Source organism: Thalassobacillus pellis (assembly GCF_016908295.1).
GTDB lineage: Bacteria > Bacillota > Bacilli > Bacillales > Halobacillaceae > Thalassobacillus > Thalassobacillus pellis.
On the sequence record NZ_JAFBDO010000009.1, the window covers coordinates 77,615 to 94,038 of the forward strand.

Below are 16,424 nucleotides of genomic sequence, written 5' to 3' on the forward strand. Positions count from 1 at the left end.
AGACTGTGAAAACAAATAGAAAGGATTATTTCTATGTTCCGGTGGCTTTTGTTATTGATTATAATTGTTCCTGCTTTGGAAATTGGAATTCTGGTTTGGGCTGGAAATATGATTGGTCCCATCTGGGTGGTATTGTTAATAATTCTTACGGGTGTTGTCGGTGCCTGGCTAGCCAAAAAACAGGGGCTGGAAACTGTTCAACATTTTCGTTCCTCTATGTCCATGGGGCAGCTTCCCCAGGATACACTTCTGGATGGCGCATGCATTTTAGTCGGAGGCACTCTCTTATTGACTCCGGGGTTTATAACAGATACCACAGGGTTCCTGTTGTTATTTCCCCTTACCCGGAATCCTATTAAAGTATTAATAAGGAAATGGGTGAAAAGAAGAATGGACCGCGGCACAATCACCATCCACAGAAGATAACCCTATATTAATTTTTTATAATAACACTCTGGCTGTCGGGAAATTCTCTCGACAGCTTTTTTCAGGACTCCTCTGTAATTTGTTACCTAAAAGTAGCAGGTAAAAACGGCGAGCTGTTTTCTCATTACTCTTTGATTAATCCATAGGTAGAGTGGGTTATGCAACTATTTACTAATAATGTATCTCCAGATTTCATGAAACACCCCTGCTTTAAACAAAGTGCTCAAGATTACCAGCACCACCGGTCCGGCAATCAGCCCCAGAAACCCAAACAGCTGATAGCCTACAAATAAGGAAACAAGGGTTGCTAGCGGGTCAAGCCCTATATTATTGGATAGGACTTTAGGTTCCATCAGCTGACGCTGGATAATGACGATAATATATAAGATTGCAAGCCCGATGGTGAGAAAGTAATTACCAGTGAAAAACATATAAATAATCCATGGCACAAAAATCAGCCCAGTCCCCAGATACGGCAACAAGTCTACCGCACCTGTAATAACCGCAATGGTTACAGCATAATCAACCCGGAGAATAAGAAGACCTATCAGAACGATTACTGCAGTTATGGAAATTAGAGTGAGTTGAGCCTTGAGAAAGCCAACCATAGCTTTTTTTAAACCTTTCAGCACATTTCTGAAAGAAATAATGACTCTCTGGGGGAAAGTTTTCTTTATTAATCCTGTAAGCCTGTACCAATCTTTACTGATAAAAAAAGTTCCTAATAGCGAAAAGACCAGGACAGTGATATAGCTGGGCAGTTCTTTTAAAATAACAGGTATTTTCTGAAGGATGTTTTGAAGGAGTAAGGCACCTTCCTGGGCAATGTTTTCCCCGATATTTTGAATGTTGGTCATAATCGTCTGCTGCTGAGCGGGGTCAAGCGTATTCATAAATGAAACAAGTTTTTGGTAAATTGGTATGACAGTAGTTGCAATAACAGCCTGTAAATAACTGATCAACGTTTTGAAATGCTGAGGTACTTCCTCTGCCAAGTACGATGTTCCATCCGCAATTTCGACAATGAGAAGCGTGATAATAGCAAAGAGGACTGCAAGTATGGAGAGAAGTACAGTAAATACAGCCATGCCCCTTGGAAATCGCAACTGACGTTCCAGCAAATCGACAAGTGGATTTATCATATAAGCGATCAGTAACGCAAAGATGAAAGGATATGTATATTGGGCAATCTGGTATGAGGCCAGAAAGAACATACTGGTTACAGAAACTACTATTAAAAATCGAAAGATCCGATTGATCATTACCATATCCATGTCTTATCACCACTCCTAACCATACTGGCTATTTACATAGATATTCATTTATATGGTAGGATATTATATGGCTTTGGTTTTTTTGAGAGAAATTCAAGATGCATACACTCCCCTTTTTCCGCCAGTGTTATAATTTTTGTGAACCGTAAGGATAAAGCAAAAAGGTTGTGGGTAATGAATAGTATCTGGACATAAAACAACCAGTACAACCGGCGGCTTGGGTATCGTCAATATACTTTAATAAATAACAAATAGAGATAAAATACCTTTAAAATAATCGGTTTCAATTCACATATATTTCAGATTGCTTTATAATTGTGGATGGGGATGAAATCCTGAGCATTATGATAGGATATACGTATCGCTTTTTTTTGTAGTAATCTTGTTTTTCTTTAAATGAAAGCGCCACAAAAAATAAAGGAGAGAGATAAATGGCAGCAACTAAAGGTCTAGAAGGTATTGTAGCGACTCAATCATCAATCAGCTCCATCATCGATGATCAACTTACATACGTGGGGTATGACATTGATGACCTCGCAGAGAATTCCAGTTTCGAAGAAGTGATTTATCTGCTTTGGAACCAGAAACTGCCTAACGAGGAAGAGTTGAAAAACTTCAAAGAAGATCTCGTATCCAACATGGAAATTCCCAATGAAATTATTGAGCATTTGAAATCTTATGATCTTTCTACTGTTCATCCGATGGCAGCACTTCGCACAGTAGTATCCATGCTTGGTCTGTATGATTCTGAAGCTGATGAAATGAATGAAGATGCTAATAAACGGAAGGCAGTACGCCTGCAGGCGAAAATACCAACCGTTGTGACAGCATTTGCTCGAATTCGTAAAGGACAAGACCCGGTTGGCCCCAAAAAAGGTTTGGGTTTTGCCGCTAATTTCCTTTATATGCTGAATGGAAAAGACCCAGAGGATATAGAAGTGGAAGCTTTCAATAAAGCACTTGTGCTCCATGCTGACCACGAATTGAATGCGTCTACGTTTACTGCTCGTGTATGTGTAGCAACGCTGTCTGATATTTATTCAGGTGTGACAGCAGCAATTGGCGCTTTGAAAGGGCCTTTGCACGGTGGAGCAAATGAACGAGTTATGAAGATGCTTACGGAAATCGGGGAAGTGGACAATGCTATTCCTCATATTAAAGAACGTCTTGAAAACAAGGAAAAGATCATGGGAATGGGACACCGTGTCTATAAACAAGGAGACCCACGTGCTAAACACTTAAGAGAGATGTCCAAAGAATTGACAAAATTGACTGGTCAATCTAAATACTATGACATGTCTATTAAAATTGAAGAGTTCATAAAAGAGGAAAAAGGACTTCCAGCTAATGTAGACTTTTATTCTGCATCTGTTTACCACAGTCTTGGGGTTGACCATGACCTCTTCACACCGATTTTCGCAGTAAGCCGTATATCCGGTTGGCTGGCCCATATCCTGGAACAGTACGACAATAACAGACTGATCCGCCCTCGTGCAGAATATGTGGGACCAAAAGGACAAACGTACCAGCCGATCGAAAAGCGATAAATAAGAGCCGGACATGTCCGGCTCTACTGTGTTTGCCCTGTAAGCTCTTCCTTTTTATTAAAAAGGAATTAGCGTATGATAGAAATTGTGAGTCATAAATATTAATTAGCAATATAGGAGGTAATCTAATGGCACAAGCTGAAAAAATAACAGTAGATAATGGAGTATTGAATGTACCTGACCGTCCGGTGATTCCATTCATTGAAGGTGATGGAATCGGACCTGACATTTGGGCTGCGGCAAGCCGCGTAATCGAAGCTGCCGTGGACAAGGCTTACGATGGCAAAAAAAGCATCGAATGGAAAGAAGTATTGGCAGGCCAAAAAGCATATGACAAGACTGGCGAATGGCTGCCAGATGAGACTTTACAAACTATCCGTGATTACAAAATCGCGATCAAAGGACCATTGACCACTCCGATTGGCGGAGGAATCCGTTCCTTGAATGTAGCTCTTCGTCAAGAACTTGATCTGTTCACTTGCCTGCGTCCTGTTCGCTGGTTCACTGGTGTTCCTTCCCCAGTAAAGCATCCGGAAGATACGGACATGGTTATTTTCCGTGAAAATACAGAAGATATCTATGCTGGTATCGAATGGCAAAAAGGATCAACGGAAGTGAAAAAGGTAATCGACTTCCTTCAAAACGAAATGGGTGTACATAACATCCGCTTCCCTGAAACTTCTGGAATTGGTATCAAGCCAGTGTCTGAAGAAGGGACTAAACGGATTGTACGGGCTGCAATCGAGTATGCACTTAACGAAGGCCGTAAAAATGTGACGCTTGTTCACAAAGGAAACATCATGAAGTTTACAGAAGGTGCATTTAAAGCTTGGGGATATGAAGTTGCGGAACAAGAATTCGGTGACAAAGTATTCACATGGCGCCAATACGATGAAATTGTTGAGAAGAGTGGCAAGGATGCTGCCAATAAAGCTCAAGACGAAGCTGAGCAAGCTGGAAAGATTATTGTTAAGGATGCTATTGCCGACATATTCCTGCAGCAGATTCTTACTCGTCCAAAAGAGTTTGATGTTGTTGCTACCATGAACTTGAATGGTGACTATATTTCTGATGCCCTTGCTGCTCAAGTAGGCGGAATTGGAATCGCACCAGGAGCGAATATCAATCAGGAGACAGGTCATGCTATCTTTGAAGCGACACATGGTACTGCACCTAAATATGCTGGCATGGATAAAGTGAACCCATCTTCCGTTATTCTTTCTGGAGTACTCATGCTTGAACACCTTGAATGGAGAGAAGCAGCAGACTTGATCACGAAGTCAATGGATAAAACCATAGCTAACAAGACCGTCACTTACGATTTTGCTCGTATGATGGATGGAGCAACAGAAGTGAAGACTTCCGAGTTCGGTGATGCATTGATCAAAAATATGGACTAACCGTCAGGAAAGGAGATTTCTCATGCCTATTAAAAGAAGCAAGATTTCTGTAATCGGCGGTGGCTTCACTGGAGCTACAACTGCTTTAATGGCGGCACAAAAAGAGCTTGGCGATGTAGTTTTAGTCGATATTCCGGATATGGAAGGTCCTACTAAAGGTAAGGCTCTCGACATGCTCGAAGCAGGACCGGTCCAAGGGTTTGATGCAAACATTACAGGTACAGCTAATTACGAAGATACGAAAGATTCGGATTTGGTCATAATTACAGCTGGTATTGCCCGAAAACCTGGAATGAGCCGTGATGATCTGGTTAACACAAACGCGAAGATTATGAAGAGTGTAACAAAAGAAATTGTTAAGTATTCACCGGATTGTTATATCATTGTACTGACAAACCCGGTCGATGCAATGACTTATACTGTCTTCAAAGAATCTGGTCTTCCGAAAAACCGCGTCATTGGCCAGTCTGGTATCCTTGATACCGCTCGCTTCTGTACTTTTGTCGCACAGGAATTAAATCTATCTGTGAAAGACATTACTGGTTTCGTATTAGGTGGGCACGGGGATGATATGGTTCCGCTAATCCGATATTCCTTTGCCGGTGGTATTCCATTGGAAAAACTAATTTCCAAGGAACGATTGGATGCCATCGTACAGCGGACGCGAAAAGGCGGCGGTGAAATCGTTAATCTGCTAGGTAACGGAAGTGCATATTATGCACCAGCCGCTTCCCTGGTTCAAATGGCTGAAGCTGTCTTAAAAGATCAGCGGCGTGTGATTCCTGCGATTGCTTATCTTGAGGGAGAGTATGGGTATGAAGGTATCTACCTTGGTGTTCCAACTATCCTCGGCGGAAATGGCATAGAGGAAATAATTGAACTTGATCTGACAGAAGAGGAAAAATCACAACTGGACAAATCAGCTGACTCTGTTAAAAATGTATTAAATATATTACAATAAGAGTAGAACGATTATAGGATTCGGGGCCGTCCCGAATCCTTTTTCAAACATTAAAAGAAAACGCTTACAAAACGACGAGGTGACTGCGATGATTAATAAAAAAAGAAAGCTGGGAAAGAAAATTCAAGAATTGAAGGTTGGAGATCATCATTCTATCACAAGAAAAATCGAAGATCGCGACCTTTTAATGTATTTAGGACTTTCTGATGATGCGAACCCACTTTATCTTCAGCATGACTATGCCTCACAGACACCTTATAAAAGGCCGCTGGTCCCTGCAGTTATGTTGGTAGGGATGGTTTCTTCACTTGTTTCCATGCAACTTCCAGGGCCGGGCAGCCATATTCTTCGCCAGGAGCTGAATTTTCCCGAGCCGCTATACCATTATTCGGAAGTTAGTATCAGGGCTGAAGTGACAAAGATAGATGCAGCCAACCATGAAGCAACCATTAATATCGTTGCAAAGGATAATGATGAAAAGGAAATCATCACGGGCATCATTGTGGTATCACCCCCATATGAACCGGAATCGATGACTGCTCAATCATTAGAGAATTTCTATTGATGAGACTGGGGAAATCTGCTAAAAGCGATCAAAATAATGAAATAGAAGGTTTCAGCAGGATGGTATAGAGCGTAGTCAATGACCTGAAGACTCCTAAGGTAACAGCACGCTCCCGAAAAGAAAGACGTTTTGGCTTTCTGAGGGTCTCGGGCCCTGCCCATGAAACCTCTCTCAGGCAGTCGAAAAAATCCTCGACTGCCTGATTTTTTTCTTTTTCATCACGTGTATTTGTATGAAGATAGTAATTTTAATGCCTGCCCGTATATGACCACAGATCATGAGGGATACTGTTAGGCCAAGCCTTACCCGCGGAAAGCGAAGTGTTTGGACGAAGCGATTGAAAAAAATTACTTTTATACACATAAATCCGAACTGATTTTAATGAATCGTTCGGGTTAATTTATGCTTTGCTCCGTTTTCTTTTAGCCCAATAAAAATGCAAGATAACCTTTGCAATGAATAGCATACAGTTTCTGATACTAATCCCTGTGTTCTCCTTGTGACAAAAAGATCTACAGAAAATACTCGCTTTAAGCTTATGAGGATGAGTAGATCCTCGAGTGTTTTTGGTTAAAGTTTTGTAAGAGTTATGTAAATTTTTGAGGAGAAGTTTGTTAAGCAAATGAACTTCATTGTATGATGAAGATAGATTTGTTGTGAGGTGATGAAGTTGGCACAGAAAATATTAATTGTAGATGATGAAGAATCAATCGTAACACTGCTGAAATACAATATTGAACAGGCAGGATATCTGACTGATATGGCCTATACAGGTAGCTCAGCTTTACAAAAAGCGGGAGAAACAGATTATGATCTTATTGTGCTAGATATAATGCTTCCTGAGTTGGATGGCATGGAGGTTTGTAAACAATTGCGTGCCAAAAAGATGGACACGCCTATTTTGATGCTGACAGCTAAAGATGAAGAGTTTGATCGCGTACTGGGGCTTGAATTAGGTGCAGATGACTATCTGACAAAACCATTCAGCCCTAGAGAAGTAGTTGCCAGAATAAAAGCGATTCTGCGCAGGTCTAACAGAGAAGCCAAAGAATCTGACCATAACGATATAAAAATTGCGGATTTGGTCATTTATCCTGAACGTTATGAAGCAACAATTAAAGGAGAACCACTCGTGTTCACCCCAAAAGAATTTGAACTCCTTCTCTACTTGGCTCAAAACAAAGGACGCGTGCTGGCAAGAGATCAATTGTTAAGTGCCGTATGGAACTATGACTTTGTCGGCGATACTAGGATTGTCGACGTTCACGTCAGCCATTTAAGGGAAAAAATTGAGCCTGATACGAAGAAACCTGTATATATCAAGACAATTCGCGGACTTGGTTATAAAATGGAGGAGCCGAAATAAATGAAAGCTTACTCACGACCCCTGATGACATATACCGCCATCATTATACTTGTAATGATTGTGCTGGGGCTTATATTAGCCCAACTTACACGGGGTTATTTCATCAATGTCTTTGAGGACAGGATCAAAAATGAAAGTGAGTTTTTCGTCGCTATCATTAACAATTCCGAGAATAGTTCAGATATGAATATACAATTAAAAGAATTCACTGAAAAAGTGGATACAGCAGTAGTTGTATTTGATGAAGGTGGCGAGGCAGATACCAATACCATTCGAACTCTTGATTCGTTTTCAGACCAGGAGTATGAGAATACATTTGAAAATGCACAAGCATTATACGCGAACAAAAGCGACGGTAGGTTGATCAACGAAACGTTCTATTATCCTGTACCAGTTGAAAGTGGAACGATGATAATGATCTCCCCGGTCAAAACACTGGAGAATGTCACCAGACATATCTGGTTACTAATAGGATTGACCTTTGCTCTTGGCCTGATACTTATATTTCTAGTGGTTTATAATGTCATGGAAAAGTATGTTAAACCTATCCGGTCCGCTGCGAATGTGGCCTCTGAGCTGGCAAAGGGAAATTACCGCGCCAGAACCTACGATGGATATTTTGGAGAAGCCGGAAAACTGAATCAATCTATCAATGTGCTAGCGAGAAACCTGCAGCAAATCACTACTGAACAAGGCATGCAGGAAAATCGTCTCGAGGCAGTGATCAACAATATGGGAAGCGGATTACTCCTGATTGATGAGAAAGGTTATATCCATCTGGTCAATCGAGCTTTTTTAGACAGCTTTGGAGGGAATTCGAAAGATTATATCGGCGCTCTTTACTATGAGGCTATTCCATATAAATCGGTCCATGAAACAGTGAAAGATATTTTTATGCTGGAGGAAACAGTAAGAGATACGTTTGTATTTCCTGTTAAAATCCAGAGGAAACATATGGAAGTAACAGGTGCTCCGATATTTAATGAGTCAATGAAGTGGAAAGGTATTGTCCTTGTATTTCACGATATCACTGAATTAAAACGCCTGGAACAGACGAGAAAAGATTTTGTCGCTAATGTTTCTCATGAATTAAAGACACCTATTACATCTATTCGTGGTTTTTCAGAAACGTTACTGGACGGTGCGATGAAAGATCAGGAGCTTTTGGAGCAGTTCCTGACGATCATTCTTAAGGAAAGCGGCCGTCTTCAGTCGCTGATAAAAGATTTACTGGAGCTTTCTAAAATCGAAAAGACGGACTTTCAGCTGACTGTCAGCGCTATCGACATCAGTCATCTATTACAAGAGCTCATGCCGATCATCAGACAAAATGCAGCAGAAAAAGAGATCACTGTTGATATGGAAACGGTTGGCCCGGTAATGATAGATGGAGATGCGGGCAGACTGAAGCAGGTATTTATGAATCTACTGACTAATGCTGTTAATTACACACCTTCTAATGGGAATGTGGATGTCAAAGTAACAGAGGGAGAAGAAGATATCAGGGTTTCCATTGCCGATACAGGCTACGGTATACCAGAGGAGGATATTCCACGTATATTTGAACGATTCTATCGTGTCGATAAAGCACGCAGCCGTAATACCGGGGGAACTGGACTTGGGCTGGCTATCGTCAAACACATTATAGAAGCACATTCCGGAACAATTGAAGTTGAAAGTAATGTCGGGGAAGGAACAATTTTCCATGTTATCCTGAAAAAGGAATTAACCTGAACTTTACATCTTGTTTACTGAATGTTCATAATCCGTTGGTATGATAAAAGTGAACCCTTTCATCCAAGGTGTTTCATACTATGGACGGAGGCCTCCCCAGCTTCCGTCCCCTTTTCTGTTAGCTCAGAGTGAACTTACCTCTAATTATATTAGCCTTGACTTGAGGAATAGTTAAGAAAATATCATAGAAGATTGTGCCTTTTTTCTTCTCTATCATAAAAGTGGTAGAATGAAGAAGAAAGGCTTTTTTCATTGATGAATCTATAATGGCATTTATAATCCATAAACATTTTCCATACATAAATTTAAGGAGTGGGACCATGTCGAAAAAAGTAGTATTGATTGACGGAAACAGCATCGCATATCGGGCATTTTTCGCTTTGCCTTTACTTAATAATGACAAAGGCATTTACACCAACGCAGTCTATGGCTTTACCACTATATTGCTGAAAATATTGGAAGAAGACCAGCCATCACATATTCTCGTTGCTTTTGATGCAGGAAAAACGACTTTCCGGCATAAGACATATGAAGATTACAAAGGCGGAAGGGAAAAGACACCATCTGAACTCTCCGAACAATTTCCAGTATTAAAAGAGCTGCTGGATGCGTTTAGCATCCCCCATTACCAGCTTGAACAATATGAAGCAGATGACATTATTGGGACATTGAGTAAATCTGCAGAAGAACAAGGACTTGAAGTCAATATCATTTCGGGAGATAAGGATCTTTTACAATTGGTCTCAGACCATACGAATGTCACTCTTACCAGAAAAGGGATTACAAATGTAGAAAGATATGACCCGGAATTTCTTCTTGAAAAAATGAATATACGGCCTGATCAGGTAATTGACTTGAAAGCCTTGATGGGAGATAAATCGGACAATATACCTGGTGTTCCCGGGGTGGGCGAGAAGACTGCCGTGAAGCTTCTCAAAGAATTCGACACCTTGGAGAACCTATACGACAATTTGGATAAAGTAAGTGGTAAAAAGCTGGTGGAAAAGCTTGAAAACCATAAAGAGAATGCGTTTATGAGCAAAGAGCTTGTGACCATTATGCGCAATTCACCGATTGAGGTCGGTGTTGACGGAATTTCCTACGATGGTTATACAAGCCAGACCGTGACAAACATCTTCAAAGATTTAGGTTTTCAGTCCTTATTAGGCCGTGTTTCCGGTTCCGAAATAGACGACGAGGAAGGCGTCACCTTGCCTGAAATTGATGTGCAGGTGATTGATGAGTTCGATAAAGCGGAACTCACGGGTGAAGAAAGTGTCATAGTGGAAATGCTTCATGATAATTATCATCAGGCAGACATCGAAGGTATTGCCATATCCAATGAGAATAATAAATATTTTATTACCATGGAAAATGCGGCAAAATCAGAAATCTTTAAAAACTGGGCCGAAGATCAGGATAAAAAGAAATGGGTTTTTGATGCTAAGAAGACGGTTGTTGCGTTGTTGCGCTACGGAATTTATATGAAAGGGATCGAGTTTGATCTGCTGCTTGCTTCCTATCTGATCAACCCTTCCGAAAATAATCACGATATTCCATCCATCTGCCATCGAATGGGTGAAACGCAAGTGAAGTATGACGAAGAAGTTTATGGCCGGGGTGCTAAATTGCAGGTCCCTTCTGAAGAAATATTGGCGGAACATCTGGCAAGAAAAGCAGATCTTTTATTTAAACTTAAACCGAAAGCAGAGGATCAGCTTTATACCAATAATCAATTTGACTTATATAAAGATTTAGAAATGCCATTGGCGCTGATATTAGGGGAAATGGAACATCTTGGAGTACAGGTGGATGTAGGTCGTCTGGAGGCAATGGGAGATGAGTTGCAAACGAGATTGAAGGAAATAGAACAACAGGTATATGAGCTGGCGGGGGAAACTTTTAATTTAAACTCCCCGAAGCAATTAGGGCCGATCCTATTTGAAAAACTGCAGCTGCCTGTCATCAAAAAAACAAAGACTGGCTACTCAACTTCTGCTGATGTATTGGAGCAGCTCCGTGACCATCATGAAATCATTCCTAAGCTATTGATTTACCGTCAATTAGGAAAGCTGCAGTCCACCTACATTGAAGGTCTTTTGAAAGTGGTGGACAAAGATACAAAAAAGATTCATACGAGGTTCAATCAGGCTTTGACACAGACCGGAAGATTGAGCTCCACAGACCCGAATTTGCAGAACATACCGATACGTCTGGAAGAAGGACGTAAAATCAGGCAGGCATTCATTCCCTCACAGGAAGGATGGGTTATTTTCGCGAGCGATTATTCCCAAATTGAGCTTCGTGTTCTCGCTCATATTGCCGAAGATGAAAAGCTGATTGACGCCTTTAATGATGGAAGGGATATTCACACCCAAACAGCTATGGAAGTTTTTTCTGTATCAGGGGATGAAGTGACTGCAAATATGCGCCGTCAGGCAAAAGCGGTTAACTTCGGAATAGTTTATGGTATTAGTGATTTTGGATTATCTCAAAGTCTTGGAATTACAAGAAAAGAAGCGAAGAAGTTTATCGATCGCTATCTGGAAAGCTATCCAGGTGTCAGAGATTATATGGAAGAAACGGTAAGCGAAGCGAAACAGCAAGGATTTGTTACAACTTTTATGAACCGGAAACGGTTTTTACCTGAAATCAACAGCCGCAATTTTAACCGGAGGAATGCTGCTGAACGCACAGCTATGAATACACCAATTCAAGGGAGTGCCGCAGACATCATCAAAAAAGCGATGATTGATCTCCATACGCGCCTGAAAGAAGAAGGTTTGTCGGCTAACCTCCTGCTCCAGGTACACGATGAGTTGATTCTGGAGGCACCAGAAACGGAAGTTGAGCGACTAAAAACCGTCGTTGCGGATGTCATGGAAAATACAATTGAACTTAAGGTGCCGCTGAAGGTCGATTATTCCTACGGGCCTACCTGGTATGATGCCAAGTAAATTAGAAAGGAAATAGAAAAATGCCAGAACTTCCTGAAGTAGAAACAGTCAGACAAACGCTGAGACAACTTGTTCTGGGGAAACAAATCGAACAAGTGACCGTCCTATGGGAGAACATAGTAAAACTGCCCGTTGAAAAAGAAGCTTTTACCGATATGCTGCTGGGTCAGACTATCCGCGAAATTGACAGAAAAGGAAAGTTCCTCATTATTCATTTTGATGAAATCAGCATGGTATCTCATCTCCGAATGGAAGGAAAGTATGGCGTATATCCTGCAGGTGAACCTGTGAAAAAACATACTCACATCATCTTCCGCTTTAATGACGGAACAGAACTTCGCTATAATGATGTCCGAAAATTTGGTACTATGCATCTTTTTCCAAAGGGACAGGAAAGGGTAGAAAAACCCTTAATAAAGCTTGGACCAGATCCCTTCGATGAAGCTTTTACGAATGTATACCTTTATGAGAGATTGCAACGTACAAGCCGTTCTGTCAAAACTGCCTTGCTTGATCAACATATAGTAGCCGGACTTGGTAATATATACGTTGATGAAACCTTGTTTCGGGCGGGAATCCACCCAGAGCGGCAAGCGAACAACCTAACACTCGATGAGGCTGCAAGCATAAGGCAAGCAGCAATTGAAACGCTGGATGAAGCGGTTGCCCAAGGAGGAACAACGATTCGGAGTTATCTCAACAGCCAGGGGCAAATGGGTATGTTCCAACAGCGCCTGTTTGTTTATGGAAAAGAAAATGAGCCATGCAGGAATTGTGGTTCTGTTATTGAAAAAACACGGGTGGGCAACCGAGGCACCCATTTTTGCCGAAGCTGCCAGTCATAGCACGAATACGGAAGTGTTTCCATATACTATCTCATACTGATAGTGATAGAGGGAGATCGTAGGATGGGAACTTTCATCACTTTATTTTTACTTGTAATAGCGGTAAGCATGGACAGCCTTGGACTCGGAATCGTTTATGGGTTAAAAAAAATACGATTAAGCGGAATGCCATTATTACTGATTGCCTGCCTGTCTTCGACAATTTTCTATATCGCCTTAATGGCAGGGAGGATAGTGGGGACATTTATTGATGAAAATACTGCAGAGATTATTGGCGCTATGATACTAATTTTGCTTGGCGTCTGGTTTTTGTGGCAGTCCTTACGCCCTGTACGTTTAAACATGGAAGAAGGATCGCGTCGCCCGTCATGGTCGACCCCGTCTGATATCCTGAAAGATCCTGTGCGCGCCGACTTGGATAAATCTGGCTCAATTAAAGGCGTAGAAGCGGTCATGCTGGCACTTGCCTTATCCTTTGATACGATTGGTGCGGGGATAAGTGCGGCATTCATGGGTCTGCCATCCATCGTGACCGCGCTGTCCATCGGCTTTATGACCAGCTTCCTTTTATACAGTGGATGGAAGCTGGGGGATCGTCTCGGCCAAAGTGGTTGGTTTGATAAGGCAGGGGTATTGCCCGGAGTGATATTGCTGTTAATCGGATTGATTAAAATAGTATAAGGGGGAATTCTGTGACAATTGTCATCGGATTGACTGGGAGTATTGCCAGTGGAAAAAGCACGATTTCCTTAAAATTTAATGAATATGACATACCCGTTATTGATGCAGACAAAATTGCCCGTGAAGTTGTGGTTCCCGGAGAAAAAGCGTATGACCAGATTGTTGCAGAGTTTGGAGAGGATATTCTAAGAGAGGACAAATTGATAGACCGTAAAAAATTAGGCGATATCGTTTTCAAAGATGAGGAAAAAAGAAAAAAACTCAATCAGATCGTCCACCCTGCGGTCCGGGAGCGAATGCTTTTCCGTCGGGATCAATTAAAGGAAAAAAATGCCCGCGCGGTTGTTTTGGATATCCCGCTGTTATTTGAAAGTGGTTTAGCGCACTTCGCAGACAAAACATTAGTGGTATATGTGGATGAAGATGTACAGTTGAACAGGCTGATGGAACGGGACAACTCTACAAGGGAAGAAGCCTTGTCAAGGATCAGCGCGCAAATGCCTGTGAAGAAAAAAGCTGAAATGGCAGACGAAGTAATTGATAATAATGGAAGCAGACAGGATTCCTATCAGCAGCTGGAGAAGGTTCTTCGAAAGTGGGAAGTACTGTGATTTGCTTGGGTACAACGCTCGTTATGTGTTCTATTTTTGAAAAAAACATACCATTTACAGACCACGCAGCCCATTTGCGTGGTTTTTTGTTATTTTAACAAGAAAGATACACAAAAAGTGTGTTTAATGTGTTATACTAATCGTGATAATTCGCAATTAAAGTATATCATATATAGGAGGTTCAACCTTATGAAAAAAACACGTATTGCCATAAATGGGCTTGGGAGAATCGGGCGAATGGTCTTTCGGAAAGCAATATTGGATGACACGATAGAAGTGGCAGCCATCAATGCCAGTTATCCTCCTGAAACCCTCGCCCATATGATAAAATATGACAGTGTCCATGGTCGTTTTGACGCCGAAGTGAAAGCGGTTGCTGATGGCTTGGAGATTGATGGTAAAGCAGTGACGGTCTGCTCCAAGCGGAATCCGGTTGAACTGCCGTGGCAGGAGTTGGGTATCGATATTGTCATAGAAGCGACAGGTAAGTTCAAAACCAAAGAGGATGCCGGCCTTCATATTAAGGCAGGCGCGAAGAAAGTGATCATAACTGCTCCCGGTAAGCAAGTGGACGCTACTATTGTAATGGGAGTAAATGAGAACACATATAACCCAGAAGAACATGATGTCATCTCAAATGCTTCCTGTACAACAAACTGTCTTGCTCCAGTTGTAAAAGTGCTGGATGATGAATTTGGCATTGAAAATGGTCTGATGACGACTGTCCATGCTTTCACTAATGATCAGAAGAACCTGGATAATCCACATAAGGATCTTCGCCGTGCCCGTGGGTGCACGCAGTCTATTATTCCAACTTCAACAGGAGCAGCTAAGGCTCTTGGTGAAGTAATTCCTCATTTGAACGGGAAACTTCACGGGATGGCGCTGCGAGTTCCAACACCGAACGTCTCCCTTGTTGACCTTGTTGTGGATTTGAAGCAGGATGTAACGGCAGAAATTATCAATGAGACTTTCCGTTCCCTGTCAGAACGAGGGTTGAATGGAATCCTACATTACAGTGAGGAGCCGCTAGTGTCCATTGATTATACAACTTCCGAGTACTCTTCTATTATCGATGGGCTTTCGACAATGGTAATGGGAGATAGGAAAGTGAAGGTGCTCGCCTGGTATGACAACGAGTGGGGTTATTCCTGCCGTGTCGTAGATTTGGCAAAGCATGTCGGCAGTAAACTGTATGAAAAGGAAGAGGCTAAAGTATCCTGATCTATTGGAAATCATCCCCTTTTATGGTTTATAATGAAAAAATAGGTAATAAGCATTGTCCTAAACTTAAAGTGAATAATTACCTTGCAAAATTTGGGGAAACCATATATACTTTTTTTGAACTTCTGAATTCTTGCAATAAGATGGCTACTCAAAGGGTTAGGACCTCTTTGGACTAACTTTCCCCCGTGGTAGTTATTTCCTTAGCATTTGGAAGTCGATCTTTAACCGTAAAAGGGGGATATCTGATTATGGATACAATGGGAAGACATGTCATTGCAGAATTATGGAACTGCAATATGGCTAAATTGAATGATATCGGATATATTGAAAAAGTGTTTGTGGATGCTGCATTGAGAGCAGGAGCCGAAGTCCGCGAAGTGGCATTTCATAAATTTGCACCACACGGCGTAAGCGGAGTAGTTATTATATCTGAATCTCATTTGACCATTCACAGTTTTCCAGAGCATGGCTATGCGAGTATTGATGTTTATACTTGCGGCGACCGGATTGATCCGAATGTTGCTGCTGATTATATAGCGGAAGCATTAGAAGCGAAAACCAACGAAAGTGTAGAAGTACCACGGGGAATGGGTCCTGTGGAAATGAATCAGTCAAAAGCTCTTTAATTTGAATAAGGTAAATGAGGCCACGCGGAAATAGTTCTGCGTGGCTTTTTTGCTAAAGATTTCTTACTGTAACATTAAATGTAATAAAACAGCCATCCTGTCTGAGTGAACGGATTACATTGCTGCTGTAAACCCTATTGCATTCCATATTTCGTCGCAAATTTACATTTTTTTTAACGAACATTTATGATTCAAGTAAAAACA

14 protein-coding genes are annotated in these 16,424 nt (G+C 41.5%); 13 read left to right on the forward strand and 1 reads right to left on the reverse strand.

What is annotated here, in order from left to right; all coding sequences use genetic code 11:
- Positions 1–33 precede the first annotated feature (33 nt).
- The gene (locus JOC33_RS19235; protein ID WP_205094269.1) at positions 34–426 is read left to right on the forward strand and encodes an FxsA family protein; all 393 of its coding nucleotides are present in this window, start codon (positions 34–36) and stop codon (positions 424–426) included.
- Between the two features lie 164 nt (positions 427–590).
- Here the strand turns inward: JOC33_RS19235 and ytvI are convergent, their stop codons facing one another.
- Positions 591–1,700 carry a sporulation integral membrane protein YtvI gene (gene ytvI, locus JOC33_RS19240; RefSeq protein WP_205094271.1) on the reverse strand — a complete coding sequence of 370 codons (1,110 nt, stop codon included), beginning with the start codon at positions 1,698–1,700 and terminating at the stop codon, positions 591–593.
- Between the two features lie 431 nt (positions 1,701–2,131).
- On the opposite strand from ytvI, the gene citZ reads away from it, so the two are divergent.
- The 12 genes from citZ (at position 2,132) to speD (ending at position 16,220) form a co-directional block, all read left to right on the forward strand.
- Complete coding sequence (gene citZ / locus JOC33_RS19245) at positions 2,132–3,247, forward strand: citrate synthase (protein ID WP_205094273.1); 1,116 nt, start codon at positions 2,132–2,134, stop codon at positions 3,245–3,247.
- A 128-nt stretch (positions 3,248–3,375) separates the two neighbouring features.
- Entirely contained in the window at positions 3,376–4,647 is a 1,272-nt protein-coding gene (gene icd / locus JOC33_RS19250) for an NADP-dependent isocitrate dehydrogenase (protein ID WP_205094275.1), read from the forward strand.
- A gap of 22 nt (positions 4,648–4,669) precedes the next feature.
- Positions 4,670–5,608, forward strand: a complete 939-nt coding sequence (gene mdh / locus JOC33_RS19255) for a malate dehydrogenase (RefSeq protein ID WP_205094277.1) — start codon at positions 4,670–4,672, stop codon at positions 5,606–5,608.
- 88 nt (positions 5,609–5,696) lie between these two features.
- Positions 5,697–6,173, forward strand: a complete 477-nt coding sequence (locus tag JOC33_RS19260; RefSeq protein ID WP_205094279.1) for a MaoC/PaaZ C-terminal domain-containing protein — start codon at positions 5,697–5,699, stop codon at positions 6,171–6,173.
- Between the two features lie 670 nt (positions 6,174–6,843).
- On the forward strand, positions 6,844–7,539 hold the full coding sequence (locus tag JOC33_RS19265; protein ID WP_205094281.1) for a response regulator transcription factor: 696 nt from the start codon (positions 6,844–6,846) through the stop codon (positions 7,537–7,539).
- Positions 7,540–9,273: a two-component system histidine kinase PnpS gene (gene pnpS, locus JOC33_RS19270; protein ID WP_205094282.1), complete on the forward strand. Its 1,734-nt coding sequence runs from the start codon at positions 7,540–7,542 to the stop codon at positions 9,271–9,273.
- Positions 9,274–9,593: 320 nt separating this feature from the next.
- On the forward strand, positions 9,594–12,230 hold the full coding sequence (gene polA / locus JOC33_RS19275; protein ID WP_205094284.1) for a DNA polymerase I: 2,637 nt from the start codon (positions 9,594–9,596) through the stop codon (positions 12,228–12,230).
- A gap of 20 nt (positions 12,231–12,250) precedes the next feature.
- Positions 12,251–13,075, forward strand: coding sequence for a DNA-formamidopyrimidine glycosylase (gene mutM, locus JOC33_RS19280; RefSeq protein WP_205094286.1), 825 nt, complete (start codon positions 12,251–12,253; stop codon positions 13,073–13,075).
- A 63-nt stretch (positions 13,076–13,138) separates the two neighbouring features.
- A complete protein-coding gene (gene ytaF / locus JOC33_RS19285; protein WP_205094287.1) occupies positions 13,139–13,756 on the forward strand; it encodes a sporulation membrane protein YtaF in 618 nt (205 codons plus the stop codon).
- Positions 13,757–13,767: 11 nt separating this feature from the next.
- Positions 13,768–14,367 (forward strand): dephospho-CoA kinase, encoded by a 600-nt coding sequence (gene coaE, locus JOC33_RS19290; RefSeq protein ID WP_205094289.1) that lies wholly within the window; start codon positions 13,768–13,770, stop codon positions 14,365–14,367.
- 189 nt (positions 14,368–14,556) lie between these two features.
- Complete coding sequence (locus JOC33_RS19295) at positions 14,557–15,591, forward strand: glyceraldehyde-3-phosphate dehydrogenase (RefSeq protein WP_205094291.1); 1,035 nt, start codon at positions 14,557–14,559, stop codon at positions 15,589–15,591.
- 251 nt (positions 15,592–15,842) lie between these two features.
- On the forward strand, positions 15,843–16,220 hold the full coding sequence (gene speD / locus JOC33_RS19300) for an adenosylmethionine decarboxylase (protein WP_205094293.1): 378 nt from the start codon (positions 15,843–15,845) through the stop codon (positions 16,218–16,220).
- Positions 16,221–16,424: the final 204 nt, after the last annotated feature.

What these genes read in the sequence shown, in the direction of transcription:
- JOC33_RS19235 (WP_205094269.1), top strand. Translation starts at nt 34, where the DNA reads ATGTTCCGGTGGCTTTTGTTATTGATTATAATTGTTCCTGCTTTGGAA.
- ytvI (WP_205094271.1), bottom strand. Translation starts at nt 1,700, where the DNA reads ATGGATATGGTAATGATCAATCGGATCTTTCGATTTTTAATAGTAGTT.
- citZ (WP_205094273.1), top strand. Translation starts at nt 2,132, where the DNA reads ATGGCAGCAACTAAAGGTCTAGAAGGTATTGTAGCGACTCAATCATCA.
- icd (WP_205094275.1), top strand. Translation starts at nt 3,376, where the DNA reads ATGGCACAAGCTGAAAAAATAACAGTAGATAATGGAGTATTGAATGTA.
- mdh (WP_205094277.1), top strand. Translation starts at nt 4,670, where the DNA reads ATGCCTATTAAAAGAAGCAAGATTTCTGTAATCGGCGGTGGCTTCACT.
- JOC33_RS19260 (WP_205094279.1), top strand. Translation starts at nt 5,697, where the DNA reads ATGATTAATAAAAAAAGAAAGCTGGGAAAGAAAATTCAAGAATTGAAG.
- pnpS (WP_205094282.1), top strand. Translation starts at nt 7,540, where the DNA reads ATGAAAGCTTACTCACGACCCCTGATGACATATACCGCCATCATTATA.
- polA (WP_205094284.1), top strand. Translation starts at nt 9,594, where the DNA reads ATGTCGAAAAAAGTAGTATTGATTGACGGAAACAGCATCGCATATCGG.
- mutM (WP_205094286.1), top strand. Translation starts at nt 12,251, where the DNA reads ATGCCAGAACTTCCTGAAGTAGAAACAGTCAGACAAACGCTGAGACAA.
- ytaF (WP_205094287.1), top strand. Translation starts at nt 13,139, where the DNA reads ATGGGAACTTTCATCACTTTATTTTTACTTGTAATAGCGGTAAGCATG.
- JOC33_RS19295 (WP_205094291.1), top strand. Translation starts at nt 14,557, where the DNA reads ATGAAAAAAACACGTATTGCCATAAATGGGCTTGGGAGAATCGGGCGA.
- speD (WP_205094293.1), top strand. Translation starts at nt 15,843, where the DNA reads ATGGATACAATGGGAAGACATGTCATTGCAGAATTATGGAACTGCAAT.